This is a genomic window from Sutcliffiella rhizosphaerae, assembly GCF_917563925.1.
Taxonomy (GTDB): Bacteria; Bacillota; Bacilli; order Bacillales; family Bacillaceae_I; genus Sutcliffiella_A; species Sutcliffiella_A rhizosphaerae.
In genome coordinates this window covers 25,446-45,585 of sequence record NZ_CAKJTJ010000018.1, presented here as the reverse complement: position 1 = coordinate 45,585, position 20,140 = coordinate 25,446, and the positions used below count along the sequence as shown (strand labels likewise).

Annotated in this window: 22 protein-coding genes; all 22 read left to right on the top strand. The window is 41.4% G+C overall.

The genetic code is table 11. The features are described from left to right. Window positions 1-5: 5 nt before the first annotated feature. The 22 genes from rplL to rplN all read left to right on the top strand — a co-directional run bounded on the left by rplL (window position 6) and on the right by rplN (window position 20,131). Window positions 6-368, top strand: coding sequence for a 50S ribosomal protein L7/L12 (gene rplL, locus LRP81_RS15050; RefSeq protein WP_230502505.1), 363 nt, complete (start codon window positions 6-8; stop codon window positions 366-368). A 238-nt stretch (window positions 369-606) separates the two neighbouring features. Further along, the gene (locus tag LRP81_RS15045) at window positions 607-1,209 is read left to right on the top strand and encodes a class I SAM-dependent methyltransferase (RefSeq protein ID WP_230502503.1); all 603 of its coding nucleotides are present in this window, start codon (window positions 607-609) and stop codon (window positions 1,207-1,209) included. Between the two features lie 412 nt (window positions 1,210-1,621). Further along, the gene (gene rpoB / locus LRP81_RS15040; protein ID WP_230502501.1) at window positions 1,622-5,179 is read left to right on the top strand and encodes a DNA-directed RNA polymerase subunit beta; all 3,558 of its coding nucleotides are present in this window, start codon (window positions 1,622-1,624) and stop codon (window positions 5,177-5,179) included. Between the two features lie 63 nt (window positions 5,180-5,242). Beyond that, complete coding sequence (gene rpoC, locus LRP81_RS15035; RefSeq protein ID WP_230502499.1) at window positions 5,243-8,839, top strand: DNA-directed RNA polymerase subunit beta'; 3,597 nt, start codon at window positions 5,243-5,245, stop codon at window positions 8,837-8,839. Window positions 8,840-8,966: 127 nt separating this feature from the next. Further along, on the top strand, window positions 8,967-9,215 hold the full coding sequence (locus LRP81_RS15030; RefSeq protein WP_230502496.1) for a 50S ribosomal protein L7ae-like protein: 249 nt from the start codon (window positions 8,967-8,969) through the stop codon (window positions 9,213-9,215). A gap of 102 nt (window positions 9,216-9,317) precedes the next feature. Beyond that, complete coding sequence (gene rpsL / locus LRP81_RS15025) at window positions 9,318-9,740, top strand: 30S ribosomal protein S12 (protein WP_152442834.1); 423 nt, start codon at window positions 9,318-9,320, stop codon at window positions 9,738-9,740. 48 nt (window positions 9,741-9,788) lie between these two features. Next, complete coding sequence (rpsG, locus tag LRP81_RS15020) at window positions 9,789-10,259, top strand: 30S ribosomal protein S7 (protein ID WP_010191480.1); 471 nt, start codon at window positions 9,789-9,791, stop codon at window positions 10,257-10,259. Between the two features lie 89 nt (window positions 10,260-10,348). Beyond that, window positions 10,349-12,427 carry an elongation factor G gene (fusA, locus tag LRP81_RS15015; protein ID WP_230502494.1) on the top strand — a complete coding sequence of 693 codons (2,079 nt, stop codon included), beginning with the start codon at window positions 10,349-10,351 and terminating at the stop codon, window positions 12,425-12,427. 110 nt (window positions 12,428-12,537) lie between these two features. Next, entirely contained in the window at window positions 12,538-13,728 is a 1,191-nt protein-coding gene (gene tuf / locus LRP81_RS15010) for an elongation factor Tu (protein WP_230502492.1), read from the top strand. A gap of 318 nt (window positions 13,729-14,046) precedes the next feature. After that, window positions 14,047-14,301, top strand: coding sequence for a hypothetical protein (locus LRP81_RS15005; RefSeq protein WP_230502490.1), 255 nt, complete (start codon window positions 14,047-14,049; stop codon window positions 14,299-14,301). 380 nt (window positions 14,302-14,681) lie between these two features. Further along, complete coding sequence (gene rpsJ / locus LRP81_RS15000; RefSeq protein ID WP_010191483.1) at window positions 14,682-14,990, top strand: 30S ribosomal protein S10; 309 nt, start codon at window positions 14,682-14,684, stop codon at window positions 14,988-14,990. A 35-nt stretch (window positions 14,991-15,025) separates the two neighbouring features. Next, the gene (rplC, locus tag LRP81_RS14995; protein ID WP_230502488.1) at window positions 15,026-15,646 is read left to right on the top strand and encodes a 50S ribosomal protein L3; all 621 of its coding nucleotides are present in this window, start codon (window positions 15,026-15,028) and stop codon (window positions 15,644-15,646) included. 26 nt (window positions 15,647-15,672) lie between these two features. Then, on the top strand, window positions 15,673-16,296 hold the full coding sequence (rplD, locus tag LRP81_RS14990; RefSeq protein WP_230502486.1) for a 50S ribosomal protein L4: 624 nt from the start codon (window positions 15,673-15,675) through the stop codon (window positions 16,294-16,296). Beyond that, window positions 16,296-16,583 (top strand): 50S ribosomal protein L23, encoded by a 288-nt coding sequence (gene rplW, locus LRP81_RS14985; RefSeq protein WP_230502485.1) that lies wholly within the window; start codon window positions 16,296-16,298, stop codon window positions 16,581-16,583. Before rplD ends, rplW begins: the two co-directional genes overlap by 1 nt. Window positions 16,584-16,622: 39 nt before the next feature. Then, window positions 16,623-17,453 carry a 50S ribosomal protein L2 gene (rplB, locus tag LRP81_RS14980; protein ID WP_230502482.1) on the top strand — a complete coding sequence of 277 codons (831 nt, stop codon included), beginning with the start codon at window positions 16,623-16,625 and terminating at the stop codon, window positions 17,451-17,453. A 57-nt stretch (window positions 17,454-17,510) separates the two neighbouring features. After that, complete coding sequence (rpsS, locus tag LRP81_RS14975) at window positions 17,511-17,789, top strand: 30S ribosomal protein S19 (protein ID WP_230502480.1); 279 nt, start codon at window positions 17,511-17,513, stop codon at window positions 17,787-17,789. A gap of 19 nt (window positions 17,790-17,808) precedes the next feature. Next, window positions 17,809-18,150, top strand: coding sequence for a 50S ribosomal protein L22 (gene rplV / locus LRP81_RS14970; RefSeq protein ID WP_230502478.1), 342 nt, complete (start codon window positions 17,809-17,811; stop codon window positions 18,148-18,150). A 3-nt stretch (window positions 18,151-18,153) separates the two neighbouring features. Continuing rightward, window positions 18,154-18,810: a 30S ribosomal protein S3 gene (rpsC, locus tag LRP81_RS14965; protein ID WP_230502476.1), complete on the top strand. Its 657-nt coding sequence runs from the start codon at window positions 18,154-18,156 to the stop codon at window positions 18,808-18,810. A 2-nt stretch (window positions 18,811-18,812) separates the two neighbouring features. Beyond that, window positions 18,813-19,247 (top strand): 50S ribosomal protein L16, encoded by a 435-nt coding sequence (gene rplP / locus LRP81_RS14960; protein WP_230502474.1) that lies wholly within the window; start codon window positions 18,813-18,815, stop codon window positions 19,245-19,247. Further along, the gene (gene rpmC / locus LRP81_RS14955) at window positions 19,237-19,437 is read left to right on the top strand and encodes a 50S ribosomal protein L29 (protein WP_010191499.1); all 201 of its coding nucleotides are present in this window, start codon (window positions 19,237-19,239) and stop codon (window positions 19,435-19,437) included. Before rplP ends, rpmC begins: the two co-directional genes overlap by 11 nt. 19 nt (window positions 19,438-19,456) lie before the next feature. Further along, entirely contained in the window at window positions 19,457-19,720 is a 264-nt protein-coding gene (gene rpsQ / locus LRP81_RS14950) for a 30S ribosomal protein S17 (protein WP_230502472.1), read from the top strand. 42 nt (window positions 19,721-19,762) lie between these two features. After that, on the top strand, window positions 19,763-20,131 hold the full coding sequence (gene rplN / locus LRP81_RS14945) for a 50S ribosomal protein L14 (protein WP_230502470.1): 369 nt from the start codon (window positions 19,763-19,765) through the stop codon (window positions 20,129-20,131). The last annotated feature ends 9 nt before the right edge of the window (window positions 20,132-20,140 follow it).

The window sequence follows — 20,140 nt, the reverse complement described above, 5'->3', positions numbered from 1 at the left end:
TAACAATGACACACGAACAAATCATTGAAGCGGTTAAGAATATGACTGTTTTAGAACTAAACGACCTAGTAAAAGCAATCGAAGAAGAATTTGGTGTAACTGCTGCTGCTCCTGTAGCTGTAGCTGGTGGCGGAGCTGCTGAAGCTGCTGCTGAGCAAACTGAATTTGACGTAATCCTAGCTAACGCTGGTGGTCAAAAAATCAAGGTTATCAAAGTAGTACGTGAAATCACTGGCCTTGGTCTTAAAGAAGCTAAAGAAGTTGTAGATAACGCTCCTAAAGCTCTTAAAGAAGGCGTTGCTAAAGAAGAAGCTGAAGAAATCAAAGCTAAACTTGAAGAAGTTGGAGCTTCTGTAGAAGTTAAGTAATTACAGACTCTTGTAAGAAAAGCTCGCTACGTGTTAGCGGGCTTTTTTTCAACATAAGAAAGTTAGTTTGATCGGTGTATAGCTCCAGTTCTAGCCATCTTGCTTTATGCATGTCGGGGCTGGTCAAGGCGCTTGCGCTTTTCTGGGTTTACTGTTTTTTTCAAGGATGCTAGTGAAGGGTTGGAGTTGAGTTGTTGATCAGCAAAAGCATTTTGCTTTTCGGATAAGGAGACTAAGTATGACAAATCATTATTATACAAACAAACCTTCTGTGGAAAGTAATCGTCAGCAATGGAGCTTTGATTTAAAAGGGCACCAATTTTCTTTTACAACAGATACTGGAGTTTTTTCTAAGAAAGAAGTGGATTTTGGTTCAAGAGTTCTAATCGATGCATTCGAATTGCCAGAAGTAGAAGGGTGTATTTTAGATGTTGGGTGCGGGTATGGCCCGATTGGTTTATCGATCGCTAAAGGTTTTCCGGACCGGGAAGTTCATATGGTTGATGTGAATGAAAGAGCGGTAGAGTTGGCAAAAGAAAACGCTGCGGTAAACAAAGTGGAAAATGTTTCTGTTTTTATAAGTAATATCTATGAAAATGTCACATCGACCAACTATGCAGCTATACTTTCTAATCCGCCAATTCGTGCGGGGAAGAAAGTGGTTCATGAAATATTGGAGAAAGCATGGGATCATTTGATGCCCAATGGGGAACTTTGGATAGTTATTCAAAAAAAGCAAGGCGCCCCGTCTGCGATTGCTAAATTAGAGTCTTTATTTGAGGACGTAGAAGTGGTTGTAAAGAAAAAGGGTTACTTAATAATCAAATCAAAAAAAGGTTGACTACGTTTTTTTGTTGTGATAGCATTGTTTAATGCCAATATGTATTTTTCTGAGCAATACTAATTTTATGTCGTTTACATGTATAAAATTAGTATGCTTGGAAAAGATAGTAAAATCAATAGAGCGATTGTGAAAATGTGGTTTTCTGTATTGAAACCATTTTTTATTTTTAGCATGAGGTCTTTTTTATGGACGTCATGTTGAAATGTTTTTTATGTTTGGCTTTAGATAGACTGTTCAAATAGGTTCAGAGGAAGAGAGCGGTGGCTTTTTAAAGATGGTTCTTGTAAATAAAGAGGTTATGAGAATTTCTCTTAAAACTAGAACCGCGCGGATGGAAGCTTACTGTCAACTTTTTATGTGCTGCTTTGAACATCTTCTTTAATAACGCTTGATACGAGGGGTGAATCAGTTGACAGGTCAACTAGTTCAATACGGACGACACCGCCAACGCAGAAGTTATGCTCGCATTAGTGAAGTATTAGAATTACCAAATCTAATAGAAATTCAATCTTCTTCTTATCAATGGTTCCTTGATGAGGGATTAAGAGAAATGTTCCATGATATTTCTCCGATTGAAGACTTCACTGGAAATCTATCTTTAGAATTCATCGATTATAGCTTAGGGGAACCAAAATATTCTGTTGAAGAATCAAAGGAAAGAGATGTTACATACTCCGCTCCTTTACGTGTGAAGGTTCGTCTCATTAACAAGGAAACTGGTGAAGTGAAAGACCAGGATGTATTTATGGGTGATTTCCCGTTAATGACGGATACTGGTACGTTCGTTATTAATGGGGCAGAACGTGTTATTGTATCTCAGTTAGTGCGTTCTCCGAGTGTGTATTACAGCGGAAAAGTGGATAAAAATGGTAAAAAAGGCTTTTCGGCAACTGTTATTCCAAACCGTGGTGCATGGTTAGAGTACGAGACTGACGCTAAAGATGTTGTATATGTTCGTATCGATCGTACTCGTAAACTACCAGTAACGGTTCTTTTGCGTGCCCTTGGGTTCGGCTCTGATCAGGAGATTATTGATCTTCTTGGTGAAAACGAATACTTGCGAAACACTTTAGATAAGGATAACACAGAAAGTACTGAAAAGGCATTATTAGAAATATATGAGCGTCTTCGCCCTGGTGAGCCACCAACGGTTGAAAATGCGAAAAGTTTATTGGAGTCTAGATTTTTTGATCCTAAACGTTATGATTTAGCAAGTGTTGGAAGATACAAGATTAATAAAAAGCTTCATATTAAAAATAGGCTATTTAATCAACGTATCGCTGAAACATTAGTGGACCCAGAAACTGGCGAAATTATCGTTGAGAAAGGTACACTTTTGGATCGCAGAACACTGGATCGAATTTTACCTTTCATTGAAGATGGCGTAGGACTTACTTCTTTCCATCCACATGGTGGAGTTGTGGAAGATGAAGTACCAATGCAATCTATTAAGATATATGCACCGAACGATGCAGAAGGAGAAAAAGAAATTCTTGTGCTTGGCAATGGCTTTATAGAAGAAAAAGTAAAGCATATTGCGCCAGCTGATATTATTGCTTCTATCAGTTATTTCTTCGATCTTTTACACGGTGTAGGCGATACAGATGATATTGATCACCTTGGAAACCGTCGTTTACGTTCAGTTGGTGAGCTTTTACAGAACCAATTCCGTATCGGTCTATCTAGAATGGAGCGTGTAGTTCGTGAAAGAATGTCCATCCAGGATACAAACACGATTACACCTCAGCAGCTAATCAATATCAGACCTGTTATCGCATCTATCAAAGAATTCTTTGGAAGCTCTCAATTATCACAGTTCATGGATCAAACGAATCCATTAGCTGAGTTGACGCATAAACGCAGACTATCTGCACTTGGACCTGGTGGTTTAACACGTGAGCGCGCTGGATTTGAAGTGCGTGATGTTCACTACTCCCACTATGGACGTATGTGTCCGATTGAAACTCCAGAGGGACCAAACATTGGTTTGATTAACTCCCTATCATCTTTTGCGAAAGTAAACAAATTTGGTTTTATCGAGACACCATATAGACGTGTAGATCCTGAAACGGGACGCGTGACTGACCAAATTGATTACTTAACTGCAGATGAAGAGGATAACTATGTAGTGGCACAAGCGAATGCTCGTCTAGGTGAAGATGGCGCATTCCTTGATGAAAATGTAGTTTCCCGTTTCCGTGGAGAAAACACGGTTGTTGTTAGCGAGAGAATCGACTACATGGACGTTTCTCCTAAACAGGTAGTATCCGCTGCGACAGCTTGTATTCCATTCTTGGAAAACGATGACTCTAACCGTGCTCTTATGGGAGCGAACATGCAACGACAAGCTGTACCATTAATGCAACCGGAATCTCCGATTGTCGGTACAGGTATGGAGCACGTATCTGCTAAAGACTCCGGTGCTGCTGTTATTTGTAAGCATCCAGGTGTGGTAGAACGTGTAGAAGCCCGTGAAGTATGGGTGCGTCGCGTGGAAGAAATTGATGGTAAACAGGTAAAAGGTAATCTTGATAAATATAGAATGCTTAAATTCATTCGTTCTAACCAAGGTACTTGTTATAATCAGCGTCCAATCGTCTCTGTTGGTGATGTAGTCACAAAAGGAGAAATCCTTGCTGACGGACCTTCCATGGAAAAAGGAGAACTAGCACTTGGTCGTAACGTGCTTGTAGGATTTATGACATGGGATGGTTATAACTATGAGGATGCCATCATCATGAGTGAACGTTTGGTAAAAGATGATGTGTACACTTCCATTCATATTGAAGAATATGAATCAGAAGCTCGCGACACGAAGCTTGGACCAGAAGAAATCACTCGCGATATTCCTAACGTTGGGGAAGAGGCTTTGAAAAACCTTGATGATCGTGGAATCATCCGTATCGGTGCAGAAGTGAAAGATGGTGATTTGCTAGTTGGAAAAGTAACGCCTAAGGGTGTAACGGAATTGACTGCAGAAGAACGTCTCTTACACGCAATCTTTGGAGAAAAAGCTCGTGAAGTTCGTGATACTTCACTTAGAGTTCCACATGGCGGCGGCGGTATTGTACTTGATGTTAAAGTATTTAATCGTGAAGATGGTGACGAGTTACCACCAGGTGTAAACCAATTAGTTCGCGTTTATATCGTTCAGAAGCGTAAAATTTCTGAAGGAGATAAAATGGCAGGACGACATGGTAACAAAGGTGTAATCTCTCGTATTTTACCAGAAGAAGATATGCCTTATCTTCCAGATGGTACGCCAATTGACATCATGTTAAACCCATTAGGGGTACCATCTCGTATGAACATCGGTCAGGTATTGGAGTTACACTTGGGTATGGCGGCAAGAACGCTTGGTATCCATGTTGCTTCCCCAGTATTTGATGGAGCTCGTGAAGAAGATGTATGGAGTACGCTAGAAGAAGCTGGTATGGCAAGAGACGCTAAAACCGTTCTGTATGACGGAAGAACAGGTGAACCTTTCGATAGCCGTGTATCTGTAGGAATCATGTACATGATTAAGCTTGCACACATGGTTGACGATAAGCTACACGCCCGTTCAACTGGACCATACTCACTAGTAACACAACAGCCACTTGGTGGTAAAGCTCAATTCGGTGGACAACGTTTTGGTGAGATGGAAGTATGGGCACTTGAGGCATATGGTGCTGCTTATACACTTCAAGAAATCTTAACCGTTAAATCTGATGATGTAGTAGGACGTGTGAAAACGTACGAGGCAATCGTAAAAGGTGAAAACGTACCGGAGCCAGGAGTTCCTGAATCTTTCAAAGTACTTATCAAAGAACTTCAAAGTTTAGGTATGGACGTAAAAATCCTCTCCGGCGATGAAAAAGAAATTGAAATGAGAGATATGGAAGATGATGAAGAGCAATCTTCAGAAGGTATTTCCTTAGACTCTGATCAAGTAGAAGAAGTAAAAGAAACTGTCGCTAAAGACTAATGCCAACAGGATTTAGCTGGAGCATTTGGGTAGAACCTGTAGATTATAAGGGAGGTAGGCCCCTTGCTAGATGTTAATAATTTTGAGTATATGAAAATAGGCCTTGCTTCTCCTGACAAGATCAGATCCTGGTCTTTCGGGGAAGTCAAAAAGCCTGAAACCATTAACTATCGTACATTAAAGCCAGAGAAAGATGGGCTATTTTGTGAACGTATTTTCGGTCCAACAAAGGACTGGGAGTGTCACTGTGGAAAATACAAACGCGTCCGTTATAAGGGCGTTGTTTGTGACCGCTGTGGAGTGGAAGTTACAAGAGCGAAGGTTCGTCGTGAGCGCATGGGTCACATCGAGCTTGCTGCTCCTGTCTCCCATATCTGGTATTTCAAAGGGATTCCAAGCCGTATGGGTCTTGTTCTTGACATGTCCCCGCGTGCATTGGAAGAAGTTATCTACTTCGCATCTTACGTTGTAACAGAAACAGGTGATACACCACTTGAGAAGAAGCAATTGCTTTCTGAAAAGGAATTCCGTGCGTACCGAGAAAAGTACGGGCAGACTTTCCAAGCATCTATGGGTGCGGAAGCAATTAAAAAACTTCTTTTTGATATCGACTTGGAAAAAGAAGTAGACACGTTAAAAGAAGAGTTGAAAACGGCTCAAGGACAGCGTCGTACAAGAGCTATTAAACGTCTAGAAGTGTTGGAATCTTTCCGTGGTTCTGGTAATGAACCATCTTGGATGATCCTTGATGTACTTCCGGTTATTCCACCAGAATTACGTCCAATGGTTCAACTTGATGGTGGCCGTTTCGCGACTTCTGACCTTAATGACTTGTACCGTCGAGTTATTAACCGTAACAACCGTCTAAAACGTCTTTTGGACCTTGGAGCGCCTAGCATCATCGTTCAAAATGAAAAACGTATGCTTCAAGAAGCGGTAGATGCATTGATTGACAATGGTCGCCGTGGACGTCCTGTAACAGGACCAGGTAACCGTCCATTGAAATCCCTTTCTCATATGCTGAAAGGAAAACAAGGACGTTTCCGTCAGAACCTACTAGGTAAGCGTGTTGACTATTCTGGTCGTTCCGTAATCGTAGTAGGTCCTAACTTAAAAATGTATCAATGTGGTTTACCAAAAGAAATGGCACTTGAGCTATTCAAGCCATTTGTGATGAAGGAGCTTGTTGAGCGAGGTCTTGCACACAACATCAAGAGTGCAAAGCGTAAGATAGAACGCGTACAACCAGAGGTTTGGGATGTATTGGAATCTGTTATTAAAGAACATCCAGTTCTCCTAAACCGTGCCCCAACTCTTCACAGACTTGGTATTCAAGCATTTGAACCAACATTAGTAGAAGGGCGCGCTATTCGTCTTCACCCACTAGTATGTACAGCATACAATGCGGACTTTGATGGAGACCAAATGGCAGTTCACGTACCACTATCTGCAGAAGCGCAAGCCGAAGCTCGTATTTTGATGCTAGCAGCGCAAAACATCCTTAACCCTAAGGATGGTAAGCCGGTTGTAACGCCATCTCAGGATATGGTACTTGGTAACTACTATCTAACTCTAGAGCGTGAAAATGCTGTTGGAGAAGGTATGGTATTTAAAGATACAAATGAAGCACTTATTGCATATGCAAATGGGTATGTTCATTTACACACACGTGTAGCTGTTTATGCTGGATCTTTAAATAACGAAACATTTACTGAAGAGCAAAAGCAAAAACTATTAGTGACGACAGTAGGGAAGTTGATCTTTAATGAAATCCTGCCACCGTCATTCCCATACATTAACGAACCTACAAAGCATAATCTCGAAGTAAACACTCCGGATAAATACTTTGTTGAAAAAGGTGCGAATGTTAAAGAAAAAATTCAAGCACAAGAAATAATCGATCCATTTAAGAAGAAGATTCTTGGAAATATCATCGCGGAAGTGTTCAAACGCTTTAAGATTACTCAAACGTCTGAGATGCTGGACCGCATGAAAAACCTTGGATTCCGTCACTCCACTAAAGCTGGTATTACAGTAGGTGTATCAGATATCGTGGTTCTTAAAGAGAAAGAGGAAATCTTGGTTGAAGCACAGACGAAAGTAGATACGGTTCTTAAACAATTCCGTCGTGGTCTTATCACAGAAGAAGAGCGCTATGATCGCGTTATTTCTATTTGGAGTGCAGCAAAGGATAGAATACAGGCGAAGTTGATGCAATCCCTGCCACGTCTAAACCACATCTTTATGATGAGTGATTCTGGTGCCCGTGGTAACGCATCTAACTTTACACAGCTGGCTGGTATGCGTGGACTAATGGCCAACCCGTCTGGACGTATCATCGAACTTCCGATTAAATCCAGTTTCCGTGAAGGTCTAACGGTATTGGAATACTTTATCTCTACCCATGGTGCCCGTAAAGGTCTTGCCGATACAGCACTTAAAACTGCCGATTCCGGTTACTTAACACGCCGACTTGTAGACGTAGCACAAGATGTTATTGTCCGCGAGAAGGATTGTGGTACAGATCGCGGATTGCACATCACTGCTTTAATGGATGGAACAGAGGTAGTAGAAAAGCTGGAAGAACGTCTAATTGGCCGTTATGCAAGAAAAGCAGTAAAGCATCCTGAAACAGGAGAAATTCTTGTAGACGAAAACGACTTAATTACAGAAGATATCGCAACAATTATCGTAGAAGCAGGCGTGGAAGATGTATGGATTCGTTCCGTATTCACATGTAACACTCGCCATGGAGTATGTAAAAAATGTTACGGACGTAACCTTGCGACTGGCCTAGAGGTAGAGGTTGGTGAAGCGGTAGGTATTATCGCTGCTCAATCTATCGGAGAGCCAGGAACACAGTTAACGATGCGTACATTCCATACAGGTGGAGTTGCTGGAGACGATATCACCCAAGGTTTACCGCGTATCCAAGAGTTGTTTGAAGCGCGTAACCCTAAAGGTCAAGCGGTTATCTCTGAAATCGATGGAGTCATCACTTCCATTAGTGAAGGCCGTGATCGCCAGCAGGAAATCACAGTCCAAGGTGAAGTGGAATCAAGAAGCTATACTGTACCATACACTGCCCGCTTGAAAATGGGTGTCAACGCCGAAGTTGCTCGTGGTCAGGAGCTTACAGAAGGTTCTATCGATCCAAAAGAACTTCTGAAAGTAAAAGACATGAATGCTGTACAAGAATACTTACTGCGTGAAGTTCAAAAAGTATACCGTATGCAAGGGGTAGAAATTGGAGACAAACACGTAGAGGTTATGGTACGTCAAATGCTTCGTAAAGTACGTGTCATTGATGCAGGGGATACGAATGTCCTACCAGGAACGCTTCTTGAGATCCATCAATTTACGGATGCCAATGAACGTGTACTACTGGAAGGAAACACTCCTGCAACAGGCCGACCGGTATTACTAGGTATTACAAAAGCATCTCTAGAAACGGATTCCTTCCTATCTGCAGCATCCTTCCAAGAAACTACAAGAGTCTTGACAGATGCAGCGATAAAAGGAAAACGAGATGAGCTATTAGGTTTGAAAGAAAATGTTATCATCGGTAAATTGGTTCCTGCTGGTACTGGTATGAACCGTTATCGCAAGTTCGATCTAACTAAAGAAGTTGGTAAAGAAGAACCGGTAACAGTGGAATAACGGAAAGATTGTCGGGACTCCCCCGACAATCTTTTCAATGTTAATAAATTATTTGTTGACATTCAAAAATAGAGATGGTAATATAGCAAAGGTGCTTATATAACCTGTGGCTTTGGAGGATATATTTATGTCTTATGAAAAAGTAATGCAGGCAAATACCTTCATTGTTGGTACAAAACAAACCGTGAAGGCGCTGAAAAACGGGACAGTAAAAGAGGTTGTCATTGCAGAGGATGCGGATGTGCTAGTAACACAGAAAGTTGCCCAAACTGCTAATGAGCACAATATTCCAGTCTTAAAAGTGGATTCGATGAAAAAACTCGGAAAAGCTTGCGGGATTGAAGTAGGTGCCTCAGCTGTTGCGATTATTCAATAAAAACTGTTTTTGTGAGTGTACATTCGCAAAGACTTTGTTTTTTACCTAAAAATGAACCACCTGGATATGTGGTCTTAAAACATTAGGAAGGAGGAAATATTAATGCCTACTATTAACCAATTAGTGCGCAAAGGTCGTACAAGTAAAGTTGTAAAGTCTAAATCTCCGGCTTTAAACAAAGGTTATAACAGTTTCAAGAAGGCTCAAACTGATGTGTCTTCACCTCAAAAACGTGGTGTATGTACTCGTGTTGGTACAATGACTCCGAAAAAACCGAACTCCGCATTACGTAAATATGCTCGTGTTCGTTTAACAAACCAAATTGAGGTAACTGCTTATATCCCAGGTATCGGTCATAACTTACAAGAGCATAGCGTAGTTTTAATTCGCGGTGGTCGTGTAAAAGACTTACCAGGGGTACGTTACCACATCGTTCGTGGAGCGCTTGATACTGCGGGAGTTAACAACCGTATGCAAGGTCGTTCTAAATATGGTACTAAGAGACCAAAAGCAGCTAAGAAATAATATGTTGCAAAAGTATAACAACAAGCTACCCGAAAGGAGGAAATAAATATGCCACGTAAAGGCCCTGTTGCAAAAAGAGACGTATTACCAGATCCGTTATACAACTCAAAGTTAGTAACTCGTCTTGTAAATAAATTGATGATCGATGGCAAAAGAGGTAAATCTCAAGCTATCATCTATAATGCATTCAAACTAGTTGGTGAGCGTTCCGGACAAGAACCTATGGAAGTGTTCGAACAAGCGATGAAAAACATCATGCCTGTTCTTGAAGTAAGAGCACGCCGTGTAGGTGGAGCAAACTACCAAGTACCTGTAGAGGTGCGCCCAGACCGTCGCACGACTTTAGGTCTTCGTTACCTAGTTAACTACTCTCGTCTTCGTGGAGAAAAAACGATGGAAGAGCGTTTAGCTAACGAAATCCTAGATGCAGCGAACAACACTGGTGCTTCTGTTAAGAAGCGTGAAGATATGCACAAAATGGCAGAAGCAAACAAAGCGTTTGCTCACTACCGCTGGTAAGATCACATATTATCTAGAGCTGTTAGGTTTCCGACTTAACAGCTTTAGGCATAAATACATTCTAGTTACTTAGGAAGGAGAAATACACTATGGCAAGAGAGTTCTCCTTAGATAAAACACGTAATATCGGTATCATGGCTCACATCGATGCTGGTAAAACAACTACCACAGAACGTGTTTTGTTCTACACAGGACGTATTCACAAAATCGGTGAAACTCATGAAGGTGCTTCCCAAATGGACTGGATGGAGCAAGAGCAAGAGCGTGGAATTACAATCACGTCTGCTGCGACAACAGCTCAATGGAAAAACCACCGTGTAAACATTATCGATACACCAGGACACGTAGACTTCACAGTTGAAGTTGAGCGTTCCCTTCGTGTACTTGATGGAGCAGTAGCGGTACTTGATGCACAATCTGGAGTAGAGCCACAAACTGAAACAGTTTGGCGCCAAGCTACAACTTATGGTGTTCCCCGTATCGTGTTCGTTAACAAAATGGACAAAATCGGTGCAGACTTCTTATACTCTGTTGGAACAATCCATGACCGCCTTCAAGCAAATGCTCATCCAATTCAACTTCCAATCGGAGCTGAAGATGAGTTCAACGGTATCATCGACCTAGTAGAAATGGTTGCATACTTCTACGAGGATGACCTTGGTACTCGTACAGAGGCAAAAGAAATCCCTGCTGAATACAAAGAGCAAGCAGACGAATACCGTCAACGTCTTGTAGAAGCAGTTGCAGAACTTGACGAAGAATTAATGATGAAGTACTTAGAAGGTGAAGAGCTTACAACTGAAGAGTTGAAAGCGACTATCCGTAAAGGTACTTGTAACGTTGAATTCTACCCAGTTATCTGTGGTTCTGCATTCAAAAACAAAGGTGTTCAATTAATGCTTGATGCAGTTATTGATTACCTACCAGCACCAACCGACGTACCAGCAATCAAAGGTATCATTCCTGATACTGATGAAGAAGTAACTCGTGAATCTGGAGACGACAACCCGTTTGCTGCTCTTGCATTCAAAGTTATGACTGACCCTTATGTAGGTAAATTAACGTTCTTCCGTGTGTACTCTGGTACATTAAACTCCGGTTCTTACGTTATCAACTCTACAAAAGGCAAGCGTGAGCGTGTAGGACGTATCCTACAAATGCATGCAAACAGCCGTGAAGAAATCCCAGTAGTATACTCTGGTGATATCGCAGCTGCAGTTGGTCTTAAAGACACAACTACTGGTGACACTCTATGTGACGACAAACACCAAGTTATTTTGGAGTCCATGGAATTCCCAGAGCCAGTTATCCAATTATCTGTTGAGCCTAAATCAAAAGCTGACCAAGATAAAATGACAACTGCGCTACAAAAGCTACAAGAAGAAGATCCAACTTTCCGCGCACATACAGATCAGGAAACTGGTCAAACAATCATCGCAGGTATGGGTGAGCTTCACCTTGATATCCTAGTTGATCGTATGAAGCGTGAATTCAAAGTTGAAGCAAACGTAGGTGCTCCTCAAGTAGCATACCGTGAAACGTTCCGTGCTTCTGCAAGAGTTGAAGGGAAATTTGCTCGTCAATCTGGTGGACGCGGTCAATTCGGACACGTTTGGATCGAATTCGAACCAAACGAAGAAGGAAAAGGCTTCGAGTTTGAAAACAAAATCGTTGGTGGGGTAGTACCTCGTGAATACGTACCTGCAGTTCAAGCTGGTCTTGAAGATTCAATGGGGAACGGTGTACTAGCTGGTTACCCTCTAATTGATGTAAAAGCTGCATTAGTAGACGGTTCTTACCATGACGTTGACTCCTCTGAGATGGCGTTTAAAGTTGCTGCATCTTTAGCACTTAAAAATGCAGTATCTAAGTGTAATCCTGTAATTCTTGAGCCTGTCATGAAAGTTGAAGTAGTGACACCTGAAGAGTACATGGGAGACATCATGGGTGGTATCACTTCCCGTCGTGGTCGTGTAGAAGGTATGGAAGCTCGCGGTAACGCTCAAGTAGTTCGTGCGATGGTTCCACTATCTGAAATGTTTGGTTATGCAACATCTCTTCGTTCTAACACACAAGGGCGTGGAGTGTTCACAATGCATTTCGATCACTACGAAGAAGTTCCTAAATCTATTTCTGAAGAAATCATCAAAAAAAATAAAGGTGAATAATTGATTTTCACCCAATCTTGTTTTATAAATAGTATGTAGGTTAATAAGTGGGTTTCACTTATTAATAACATATAAAACTAATAATAATGAAATTTAAGGAGGATATAACAATGGGTAAAGAGAAATTCGATAGATCCAAGACTCATGCTAATATCGGTACAATCGGTCACGTTGACCACGGTAAAACAACTTTAACAGCTGCAATCACTACTGTTCTTGCTAAGCGCAGTGGTAAAGGTGCTGCAATGGCATACGACATGATCGATGCTGCTCCAGAAGAAAGAGAGCGTGGAATCACAATTTCTACAGCTCACGTTGAGTACGAAACTGAAAACCGTCACTATGCACACGTTGACTGCCCAGGACATGCTGACTACGTTAAAAACATGATCACTGGTGCTGCTCAAATGGACGGCGGAATCCTAGTAGTATCTGCTGCTGATGGTCCAATGCCACAAACTCGTGAGCACATCCTTCTTTCTCGTCAAGTAGGTGTACCTTACCTAGTAGTATTCTTAAACAAATGCGACATGGTAGACGACGAAGAACTATTAGAATTAGTTGAAATGGAAGTTCGTGACCTTCTTTCTGAGTACGATTTCCCTGGAGACGACGTTCCTGTAATCAAAGGTTCTGCTCTTAAAGCTCTTGAAGGAGATGCTGATTGGGAAGAAAGAATCGTTGAATTAATGAACGCTGTTGATGAGTACATCCCAACTCCTGAGCGTGACACTGAAAAGCCATTCATGATGCCAGTTGAGGACGTATTCTCTATCACTGGTCGTGGAACAGTTGCTACAGGTCGTGTTGAGCGTGGACAAGTTAAAGTTGGAGACACTATCGATATCATCGGTATCGCTGAAGAAGCAAAATCTACTACAGTAACTGGAGTAGAAATGTTCCGTAAGCTTCTTGACTATGCAGAAGCTGGAGACAACATCGGTGCACTTCTTCGTGGAGTTGCTCGTGACGACATCCAACGTGGACAAGTATTAGCTAAGCCTGGTACAATCACTCCACACACAAAGTTCAAAGCAGAAGTTTATGTTCTTTCTAAAGAAGAGGGTGGACGTCACACTCCATTCTTCACAAACTACCGTCCTCAGTTCTACTTCCGTACAACTGACGTAACTGGTATTTGTCAACTTCCTGAAGGCGTAGAAATGGTTATGCCTGGCGACAACGTTGAAATGACTGTTGAGCTTATCGCTCCAATCGCTATCGAAGAAGGAACTAAGTTCTCTATCCGTGAGGGTGGACGTACTGTAGGTGCTGGAGTAGTAGCATCTATCCAAGAATAATCTCTAATCTACAAACCGGTATCCCTAGGGGTGCCGGTTTTTCTATGTCTATACCAGATCTGGCCATATCGTACCAGTTAGTGATGATTAGGGAGAATATGATGGATATTATGAATCTATTGGTGAAAGTAGAAGGAATATGATGGAATATCTTAAAAGAAGACGGAGAGCTATGAAGGGTTTATGAAACATTTTAAGCTTACCATCAAACCTATCGTGCAAAACCGGAGACTTTTGAAGCAAAGTAGAAAAGCTTTCGAGCGAAATGGGAAAGCTATGAAGCAAAGTGTGAATCCTGTGGAGTAGAGTTGGAAAGCTATGAAGCAAAGTGTGAAACCTTTGGAGCAAAAGTGGAAAGCAATGAAGCGAAGAGTCAAACCTTTGGAGCAAAATAGGAAAGCAATGAAGCAAAGCGTCAAACCTTTCGAGCTAACCCGAAAACCAATGGAGCAATCTAACAAACCTTTCGAACAAAATCAAAAACCTTTGGAGATCCCACAAACAGTATTAAGGAATTTGGAAGAATTGATCTACCCTTGTACCCCAAAAACAAAAATCTCCCCAAACCCGTAAAACAAACCTATAATTCATAATCTAAAACACCACAACCAATCCACTTACTCTTACTCAAAATCCCTACTTTCTTCTATATAATATACCGAACAAAATATCTTACCCCGAACTGGAAAAAACTGAATCCGAAATTTCTGCTAGTCTCATGTTGCAATAGCTTTTGCAAGTCGTTATAATAGAAAAAGTGTTCAGAGATATATTTATTAGAAATATAGTTGCATTGTCTAATATACCAATGTATAATAGATAATGTTGGTCTTTGACTGCGATGATGTGAAAGGTTGCTGACACACCCGGCCGCTTTGCCATGGCGAGTGCGTCAGGTTAATTTTCACGGAGAATGTCTATCAATAATATAGGCGAAAAAAGGAGGGAAAATAATGGCAAAAGAAAAGATTCGCATTCGTTTAAAAGCTTATGATCACAGAATTTTAGATCAATCTTCTGAGAAGATCGTTGAAACTGCAAAACGTTCTGGTGCAACAGTTTCTGGTCCAATTCCGTTACCGACTGAAAGATCTGTATACACGATCCTACGTGCGGTACACAAATACAAAGATTCTCGTGAGCAATTCGAAATGCGCACTCATAAGCGCTTAATCGATATCATTAACCCAACACCACAAACGGTTGACAGCTTAATGCGTTTAGATCTTCCATCTGGTGTGGACATCGAAATCAAGCTTTAATCAATAAATACTTATTAATCTAGGAGGTGTGACTAATGACCAAAGGAATCTTAGGAAGAAAAGTCGGTATGACTCAAGTTTTTGCTGAAAACGGAGATCTTATCCCTGTAACTGTTGTTGAAGCTGCCCCAAACGTAGTTCTTCAAGTAAAGACAGTGGATACAGATGGTTATGAAGCAGTACAACTTGGTTTTGCTGACAAACGTGATAAATTAGCGAACAAGCCTGAAAAAGGACATGTTGCTAAAGCAAACACAGCACCTAAGCGCTTCATTCGCGAATTCGCAGGGGCAGGCTTAGAAGTTGGTCAAGAAGTCAAAGTTGATATTTTCGCTGCAGGCGATGTAGTAGATGTAACAGGAATTTCAAAAGGTAAAGGTTTCCAAGGCTCTATCAAGCGCCACGGACAATCTCGCGGCCCTATGAGCCACGGTTCCCGTTATCACCGTCGTCCTGGTTCTATGGGACCTGTTGCTCCAAACCGCGTATTCAAAGGTAAATTATTACCTGGACGCATGGGCGGAGAGCGTGTAACTATCCAGAACCTTGAAATCGTAAAAGTTGACGCAGAGCGTAACCTTCTTTTAGTAAAAGGAAACGTACCTGGTCCAAGAAAATCTTTAATCACAATTAAAAGTGCGGTAAAAGCAAACTAATTGTTTTAGGAAAGGAGGAACTACAAATGCCTAAAGTAGCATTATACAACCAAGCTGGCGCTAACGTTGGTGAAGTTGAATTAGCAGATACTGTTTTTGGTATTGAGCCAAATAACAGCGTATTGTTCGATGCGATCGTTATGCAAAGAGCATCTCAACGTCAAGGAACTTCTAAAGTGAAAGGACGTTCTGAAGTAGCCGGTGGTGGTCGTAAACCTTGGCGTCAAAAGGGTACTGGTCGTGCTCGTCAAGGATCTATCCGCTCTCCACAATGGCGTGGTGGTGGTATCGTATTCGGTCCTACACCAAGAAGCTACAGCTACAAACTTCCTAAGAAAGTTCGTCGCTTAGCTATCAAATCTGCATTATCATCTAAGGTATTAGAAAATGAACTATTAGTATTAGAAGGATTAGCTTTTGATGCTCCAAAAACAAAAGAAATGACTTCTGTATTAAAAGGTTTAGAAATCAATCGTAAAGCGTTAATCGTAACAGCTGACGCTGACGAAAACGTTGCTTTATCTGCTCGTAACATTCCTGGTGTAACAGTTGTTACTGCAAATGGTGTTAACGTATTAGACGTTGTTAACCATGATAAAGTAATCTTTACGAAAGACGCTGTTCAAAAATTAGAGGAGGTGCTTGCATAATGAGAGATCATCGTGATGTTCTTAAGCGCCCCGTGATTACTGAGCGTTCTACAGATTTAATGACTGAAAAGAAATATACGTTTGAAGTAGATGTTAGAGCTAATAAAACTGAAGTGAAAGATGCTGTTGAAGCAATCTTTGGCGTTAAAGTTGAAAAAGTAAACATCATGAACTACAAAGGTAAATTCCGTCGTGTAGGTCGTCATAGCGGATTAACTAACCGTCGTAGAAAAGCTATCGTAACTTTAAAAGCTGATAGCAAAGAAATCGAATTCTTCGAGGTTTAATACAAAATAAAAAAACATCATTGAAAAGGAGGGAACATGATGGCGATCAAAAAATACAAACCAACCTCTAATGGACGTCGTGGCATGACCGTTTCTGATTTTGCTGAGATTACTACAGACAAACCAGAAAAAAGCTTGCTGCAACCGTTGCACAAAAAAGGTGGTCGTAATAACCAAGGTAAATTGACTGTACGTCACCAAGGTGGTGGACATAAACGTCAATACCGCGTCATCGACTTTAAGCGTGATAAAGATGGTATACCAGGACGCGTTGCTACAATCGAGTACGATCCTAACCGTTCCGCTAATATCGCGTTAATTCACTATGCAGATGGAGAAAAGCGTTACATCCTTGCTCCTAAAGGTTTAGAAGTAGGATTAACTGTAATGGCTGGTCCAGAAGCAGACATCAAAGTAGGAAATGCATTACCACTAATCAACATTCCAGTAGGTACTGTAGTTCACAACATCGAATTAAAACCAGGTAAAGGTGGACAATTAGTTCGCTCTGCAGGTACATCTGCACAAGTACTTGGTAAAGAAGGTAAATACGTACTTGTACGTTTAACTTCTGGTGAAACTCGTATGATCCTTTCTACTTGCCGTGCTACAGTAGGTCAAGTTGGAAACGAGCAGCACGAACTTATCAACATTGGTAAAGCGGGACGTTCTCGTTGGATGGGTATTCGCCCAACTGTACGTGGTTCTGTAATGAACCCTAACGATCACCCACACGGTGGTGGTGAAGGACGTTCACCAATCGGACGTAAGTCACCAATGACTCCTTGGGGTAAACCAACTCTTGGTTTCAAAACCCGTAAGAAGAAAAACAAGTCTGACAAATTTATCGTTCGTCGTCGTAAAAAATAACGGGGTTGTACTACGGTTCACAAGAGCCGTAGAGCAATCACGAAGGGAGGTTTCCACATGGGTCGCAGCTTAAAGAAAGGGCCTTTTGTAGATGATCATTTAATGAACAAGATTGAAAAGTTAAATGAAACTGAGGGTAAGCAAGTTGTAAAAACTTGGTCTCGTCGTTCTACTATATTCCCACAATTTATTGGACATACAATCGCTGTATATGATGGCCGTAAACACGTACCAGTATACGTGACTGAAGACATGGTAGGTCACAAGCTTGGAGAATTCGCTCCATCTCGTACTTACAAAGGTCACGCAAATGATGATAAGAAAACAAAACGCTAATTAGAGAGGAGGCTTTTACATGCAAGCTAAAGCTGTTGCAAGAACAGTTCGTATTGCTCCTCGTAAAGCTCGTCTAGTTATGGATTTAATTCGAGGCAAGCAAGCAGGCGAAGCGGTAGCTATTTTGAAGTTAACTCCAAAAGCTGCTTCACCAATTATCGAAAAAGTTCTAAAGTCCGCTATTGCAAATGCAGAGCATAACTATGAAATGGACGCAAACACACTAGTTGTTACAGAGGCTTACGTTAACGAAGGACCAACTTTGAAACGTTTCCGCCCTCGTGCAATGGGTCGTGCGAGCCAGATCAACAAACGTACTAGCCACATTACAATCGTGGTATCAGAAAAGAAGGAGGGATAATCAGTGGGTCAAAAGGTAAATCCGATCGGTCTTCGTGTAGGAATTATTCGTGACTGGGAGTCCAAGTGGTACGCAGGTAAAGACTACGCTAACCTGTTACATGAAGACATCAAAGTTCGTGAATATATTGCAAAACGTCTAAATGACGCATCTGTTTCTAAAGTAGAAATCGAACGTGCTGCTAACCGTTTGAACGTAACTGTTCACACTGCTAAGCCAGGAATGGTTATTGGTAAAGGTGGTACGGAAGTTGAAGCTCTACGTAAAGCACTAAACCAACTAACTGGTAAACGTGTTCACATCAACATTTTAGAGGTTAAAAGAGCAGATCTTGATGCTAAATTAGTAGCTGAGAACATCGCTCGTCAACTAGAAAACCGCGTATCTTTCCGTCGTGCACAAAAGCAAGCGATCCAACGTGCAATGCGTGCTGGTGCGAAAGGTATTAAAACAATGGTATCTGGTCGCTTAGGCGGAGCAGACATCGCTCGTTCTGAACATTATAGTGAGGGTACAGTTCCACTTCATACTCTTCGCGCTGATATTGACTACGGTACAGCTGAAGCTGATACAACTTACGGTAAATTAGGTGTGAAAGTATGGATCTACCGTGGAGAGGTCCTTCCTACAAAGAAGAAAAATGAGGAAGGAGGAAAATAATTATGTTATTACCAAAACGCGTGAAATATCGTCGCGAACATCGTGGTAAAATGCGTGGTAACGCTAAAGGCGGTACTGAAGTACACTTCGGTGAGTACGGATTGCAATCTCTAGAAGCATCTTGGATTACAAACCGTCAAATCGAGTCTGCTCGTCGTGCGATGACTCGTTATATGAAACGTGGCGGTAAAGTTTGGATTAAAATTTTCCCTTCAAAGCCATATACAGCTAAACCTCTAGAGGTCCGAATGGGTTCCGGTAAAGGTGCTCCAGAAGGATGGGTAGCGGTTGTAAAACCTGGAAAGGTTATGTTTGAAATTTCAGGTGTATCTGAAGAAGTAGCTCGTGAAGCTTTACGTTTAGCTATGCACAAGTTGCCAGTTAAATGTAAGTTTGTAAAACGTGAAGAAATTGGTGGTGAATCTAATGAAAGCTAATGAACTACGCGACTTAACCACTGCTGAGATCGAACAAAAAGTGAAGTCTTTAAAAGAAGAGTTATTCAACCTACGCTTTCAATTAGCGACTGGTCAATTAGAAAACACTGCTCGTATTCGCGAAGTACGTAAGTCAATCGCTCGTATGAAAACAGTTGTTCGCGAGAGAGAGATCGCTTCTAACAAATAATTAAGAGGAGGTTCGCGAAATGAGTGAACGTAACCAACGTAAAGTTTACACAGGGCGTGTTGTATCCGACAAAATGGATAAAACAATCACTGTACTTGTAGAAACTTACAAAACTCACCCACTCTACGGCAAACGTGTAAAGTACTCTAAAAAGTACAAAGCGCATGATGAAAACAGCACGGCTAAAACAGGCGATATCGTTAAAATCATGGAAACTCGTCCATTGTCTTCAACGAAGCGTTTCCGTTTAGTAGAGGTAGTAGAGAAAGCTGTAATTATCTAATATTTATGTTCGGATATCTAATTCCGAAGGGAGGTACCATGCATGATTCAACAAGAATCTCGTTTGAAAGTTGCTGATAACTCAGGTGCTCGTGAAGTGCTTGCTATTAAAGTATTAGGTGGATCTGGTCGTCGATACGCTAACGTTGGTGATGTAATTGTTTGTACAGTGAAACAAGCAACACCAGGAGGCGTTGTTAAAAAAGGTGACGTTGTAAAGGCTGTAGTAGTACGTACAAAACGTGGAGTTCGTCGTAATGATGGTTCATATATCCGTTTCGATGAGAACGCATGTGTCATTATCAAAGATGATAAGAGCCCTCGTGGAACTCGTATCTTCGGACCAGTTGCACGTGAACTACGTGATAACAGCTACATGAAGATTGTATCTTTAGCTCCAGAAGTTTTGTAATAAATCGAA

Coding starts and splice junctions, on each gene's coding strand:
- rpsG (WP_010191480.1), top strand. CDS start 9,789: ATGCCACGTAAAGGCCCTGTTGCAAAAAGAGACGTATTACCAGATCCG.
- rplW (WP_230502485.1), top strand. CDS start 16,296: ATGAGAGATCATCGTGATGTTCTTAAGCGCCCCGTGATTACTGAGCGT.
- rplV (WP_230502478.1), top strand. CDS start 17,809: ATGCAAGCTAAAGCTGTTGCAAGAACAGTTCGTATTGCTCCTCGTAAA.
- rpsJ (WP_010191483.1), top strand. CDS start 14,682: ATGGCAAAAGAAAAGATTCGCATTCGTTTAAAAGCTTATGATCACAGA.
- rpsS (WP_230502480.1), top strand. CDS start 17,511: ATGGGTCGCAGCTTAAAGAAAGGGCCTTTTGTAGATGATCATTTAATG.
- rpsL (WP_152442834.1), top strand. CDS start 9,318: ATGCCTACTATTAACCAATTAGTGCGCAAAGGTCGTACAAGTAAAGTT.
- LRP81_RS15045 (WP_230502503.1), top strand. CDS start 607: ATGACAAATCATTATTATACAAACAAACCTTCTGTGGAAAGTAATCGT.
- LRP81_RS15005 (WP_230502490.1), top strand. CDS start 14,047: ATGAAGCAAAGTGTGAAACCTTTGGAGCAAAAGTGGAAAGCAATGAAG.
- rpmC (WP_010191499.1), top strand. CDS start 19,237: ATGAAAGCTAATGAACTACGCGACTTAACCACTGCTGAGATCGAACAA.
- rplD (WP_230502486.1), top strand. CDS start 15,673: ATGCCTAAAGTAGCATTATACAACCAAGCTGGCGCTAACGTTGGTGAA.
- rplB (WP_230502482.1), top strand. CDS start 16,623: ATGGCGATCAAAAAATACAAACCAACCTCTAATGGACGTCGTGGCATG.
- rplC (WP_230502488.1), top strand. CDS start 15,026: ATGACCAAAGGAATCTTAGGAAGAAAAGTCGGTATGACTCAAGTTTTT.
- tuf (WP_230502492.1), top strand. CDS start 12,538: ATGGGTAAAGAGAAATTCGATAGATCCAAGACTCATGCTAATATCGGT.
- rplL (WP_230502505.1), top strand. CDS start 6: ATGACACACGAACAAATCATTGAAGCGGTTAAGAATATGACTGTTTTA.
- fusA (WP_230502494.1), top strand. CDS start 10,349: ATGGCAAGAGAGTTCTCCTTAGATAAAACACGTAATATCGGTATCATG.
- rpsQ (WP_230502472.1), top strand. CDS start 19,457: ATGAGTGAACGTAACCAACGTAAAGTTTACACAGGGCGTGTTGTATCC.
- rplN (WP_230502470.1), top strand. CDS start 19,763: ATGATTCAACAAGAATCTCGTTTGAAAGTTGCTGATAACTCAGGTGCT.
- rplP (WP_230502474.1), top strand. CDS start 18,813: ATGTTATTACCAAAACGCGTGAAATATCGTCGCGAACATCGTGGTAAA.
- LRP81_RS15030 (WP_230502496.1), top strand. CDS start 8,967: ATGTCTTATGAAAAAGTAATGCAGGCAAATACCTTCATTGTTGGTACA.